2 protein-coding genes are annotated in these 3,982 nt (G+C 73.7%); both read left to right on the plus strand.

Annotated elements, in window-relative coordinates; translation table 11 throughout:
• The coding region (locus tag AB0M20_RS30890; RefSeq protein ID WP_364303852.1) for an FAD-dependent oxidoreductase at positions 1-492 on the plus strand (492 nt) is incomplete at its 5' end.
• 49 nt (positions 493-541) lie between these two features.
• The coding region (locus AB0M20_RS30895) for a hypothetical protein (RefSeq protein ID WP_364303853.1) at positions 542-3,982 on the plus strand (3,441 nt) is incomplete at its 3' end.

Genomic DNA, 3,982 nt, shown 5'->3' on the forward strand with positions numbered 1-3,982 from the left:
CCGACGTGGCCGGTGATCCTGCGCAACTACCCCGCGCACGAGGAGGGCGGCGACCGGGTCTTCGGCGTCGCGGTGCAGGAGTTCGTCGACGACGGCGCCGGCAACGTCGCCGCCGTCCGCGTCGCCGACGTCGTCGTCGAGCGGATCGACGGCAGACGCACGGTGACCGTGACTCCCGGTTCGGAGCGCGACATCCGCGCCGAGCTGGTCCTGCTGGCGATCGGCTTCGAGGGTACGGAGAAGCAGCCGCTCCTCGACCAGTTCGGTGTCGTCCGCACCCCGCGCGGCGTCGTCGACGCCCGGCCCGACTGGCAGACCAACGTCGACGGCGTGTTCGTCGCGGGTGACATGCACCGCGGCGCGTCGCTGATCGTCTGGGCGATCGCCGAGGGCCGGGCCGCCGCGGCGGCCGTCCACCGGCACCTCGGTGCGTTCGGCGAGCTGCCGGCGCCGGTCGAGCCGTCGTCCCAGCCGCTGACCGCGGTGCGCTGAGCCAAGATCACCGCTACCTACTGTGGATGGTCGATGACACCATAGGCGGGTGATCGACCACTCGCAGTCTGTGCAGAGCGCTCGCGACGGTGTCCGGTCCTGGGTCCGGTCGGCCGGCGCCGGCCTGCGGCGGGCCACCCCCTACGGCATCGTGGCCTTCCTCGGCGCGTCCGCCGTGGCGCCGGTCGTCGGGGCCGCCCTCGGCGCGACGGCCGAGATGAACGCGGCGCTGGGCCAGCTCGGCGGGATGGGCAGCAACTATCTGTCCAACGCTCTGGTCAGCGCCGCCGACCGGGCGCGCGGCGACGCCGGCCCGGAGGGCCTGCGCGACGAGATCGCCGCCGAGCTGCTCGCCCGTCTCGACAGCGGCGACGCCGGCCTGCGCGACGAGATCGCCTCGGTGCTGCGGGCGGTGGGCGCGGTCGACATCGCGCTGCGCGAGGCCGACGACGATCTGCGGCTGGAGCTGGCCGGGGCGTTCGGCGCGCTGGGCGCCGACGTCGGGCGGCTGCATCTGCTGGCCGAGGACGCGTCCCGGTCGCTGGCCGCGCTGGGCATCGAGCAGCGGCAGCAGACCGACCTGATCCGGCAGTCGCTCATCGCGACCCATCAGATCCGAGAGGAGTTGCGCGGTCGCCGTCCGCTCGCGACGCCCCGGCCGGTGTCGCCCGAGGGACCCGGCGATGACCCCGGAGGCCCGGCGCCCTACCCCGGCATGGCCAGCTTCGACTCGCTGGACGCCCGCTACTTCCGCGGTCGCGAGACGCTGGTCGCCGAGCTGCTCGGCCGGCTCAGCGAGCAGCTGATCGGCGGTCCGCCGCTGGTGGTCGTGGGGGTGTCCGGCGCAGGGAAGTCGTCCCTGCTGCGCGCCGGATTGCTGCCGGCCCTGGACGGCCTCACCGAGGACAGCGGCTCGTGGCCGTGGCTGGTGATGACCCCCGGCGCGACGCCGCTGGCCGAGCTGACCGGCCGGCTCGAGGCGCTGGCCGATGCGAGCCGGGTGGTGATCGTCGTCGACCAGTTCGAAGAGCTCTTCACCCAGTGCACCGATCCCGCCGAGCGGCTGGCCTTCGCGGCGGCACTGGCGGCGGCCGCGCCCGCTCTGGTGATCATCGCGGTGCGCGCCGACTTCTATCCACAGTGCACGGAGCTGCCCCCGATGGTGGACATGCTCGCCGGCCAGGTGGTCGTCGGGCCGCTGAGCACGGCCGAGCTGCGCCGGGCGATCCGCGAGCCGGCCGCGATCGCCGGCTACACGCTCGAACCCGGCCTGGAAGATCTGCTGCTGGCCGATCTGGGCGCGCTGGGCGGCGGTGGATCGCTGCCGCTGCTGGCGCACGCGCTGCGCGCCACCTGGGATCGGCGCGACGGCGACACCATGACGGTGGCCGGTTATCGGGCGACCGGCGGCATCCGGCGCGCGGTTGCGGAGACCGCCGAGACCATCTACCTGGGCCTGGACGAGGACGGCCGGGCGGCGCTGCGCCGGGCGATGCTGGCCTTGGTGACCATCGTGGACGATCTCCCGGTCCGGCACCGGGCTTCCCATGCCGAGGCCGACGTCGGTGTGCTGGCGCCGATGATCGCGGCGCGGCTGGTCACGGCGGGGGAGGAGACCGTCGAGGTCAGCCACGAGGCGCTGCTCACCGGCTGGGGGCGGCTGGCCGGATGGCTGGTCGAGGAACGGCAGACGATCCTGCTGCGGCAGCGGCTCGCGCTGGCGGCTGCCGACTGGGTCGCCTCGGGTGAGGACAGGGACTCGCTGTATCGCGGCGCACGCCTCGACGCCGCGCGGGAATGGGCGGCGGGTCGCCACCTGCCGGAGGCGCAGCGGCGATTCCTGGCGGCAGCGGAGTCGGCGGCCCAGGACCGGGAACTGGTCCGCCGCCGCACCACCAACCGGCTGCGTCGCACCGTCGCGGGGCTGGCCGTCGCGCTGCTGCTGGCCGTGACCGGCGGCGCGGTGGCCTGGTACCAGCGTGGCCAGGCCGAGGACAACTGGCAGGTTGCGCGGTCGCGGCAACTGGCCGCGGAGATGCGGACGGATTTCTTCTTCGACGAGCTGAGCGCCGATCGCAACGCCCTCGACTCGTGGGCGGCGTCGCGCACCACGGAGGCGCGCAGCGCATTGTTCTCCGCCCAGCAGACCACGACCATCGGCCCGCTCGGTGCCGAGCAGGGGGCATACCGGGTCGCGGTCGGCCCGGTCGGCCGCCGGGTGGCGGTCGGCTACCGCGACGGCCGTGTGCAGCTGTGGGACGCGGCCACCCTGCGGTTGGAGCGCGAGCTGCGCCATCCCGGCGCCAGCTTGATCGACCTCGCGTTCTCGCCGGACGGGCGCTACCTCGCGTCGGGCTCGATCAGCCGAACGGACGGCGTAGCCCTCTGGGACGTGGCGACCGGCACGTTGATCCGCACCCTCCCCGCCTTCGCCGCGGCCGCCTGGCTGCCCGACTCGTCAGCCGTCGTGGCCATGCGTGCCGACAAGGCAGGCCCGGACGGCGCGATCCTGGGTGTGTGGCGGCCGGCGGACGGCAAGCTTCTCGACAGCATCCCCACCCACTCCGGCGTCGCGCTGGCACTGGCCGTCAGCGCGGCGGGCGACCACGTGGCGGTGGCCGGACTCGGCCGGGTCGAGGTCATCCGCCGCTTCGACGGACGCGTCACCATGACGGATGCGGGACGTGACTATGCGGACGTCGTCTTCACTCGCGACGGCCGGCTGGTGACACTCACCCTCGCGTCTGCGGAGCTGGTGTCCTGGAATCCGATGAGCGGGCGGCGTATCGCCCGGCTGAGTGAGGCCGACCATCCGCTCAGTCCCAACCGCATCGCGGTGACGCCGGACGGCACGGTGCTGGCGCAGTCTCAGCGACCCAACTCGATCCAGCGCCTCCTGGCCGACGGAGGCGGTGCCCGCTTGGAGTTCTCCCTCTTCCGCGGCATGGCCCAGTCGATCGCGGTGTCCGGCGACGGGAAAACCCTCGTCGTCGCCGGCCTGGACTCTCCGCCGATGCTGTTCCGGCTCGGCGTCGGCCGCCTGTGGCACCCGAGTTCGGTGGGCTACGTCGCCTTCGGTCCGGGCGGCGACGTCGTGGCCAGTCAGGCGTTCGAGCCGCGGGTGCGTCTGTGGAACGCTCGCGCCGGAGACCTCACCGGAACGATCGAGCTGACCGGCGGCGCGGACGAGCCGCGTGGCATGGCCATCGGCCCGGACCGCACGCTGGTCGCGTCTGCCGGGGATGGCCGCGTCCTGGTCTTCGGTCCGGACGGCCGCCTCCGGCTCACTTTGCGATCCGCCGACGGCAAGGTGGCCCGCAGCCCGGCGATCTCTCCGGACGGCTCGCTGCTTGCCGTCGCCTTCCTCGACGAAGACGACGCCACCGCTCTGCCCGGCGTCGGTGTGTGGGATCTGCGGTCGGGCACGGCGCTGGGCGAACTCGACACCGCGGATCAGAGCGCCGAGCATGTGGCGTTCACACCGGACGGC

It is taken from the genome of Actinoplanes sp. NPDC051633 (genome assembly GCF_040681735.1).
GTDB lineage: Bacteria > Actinomycetota > Actinomycetes > Mycobacteriales > Micromonosporaceae > Actinoplanes.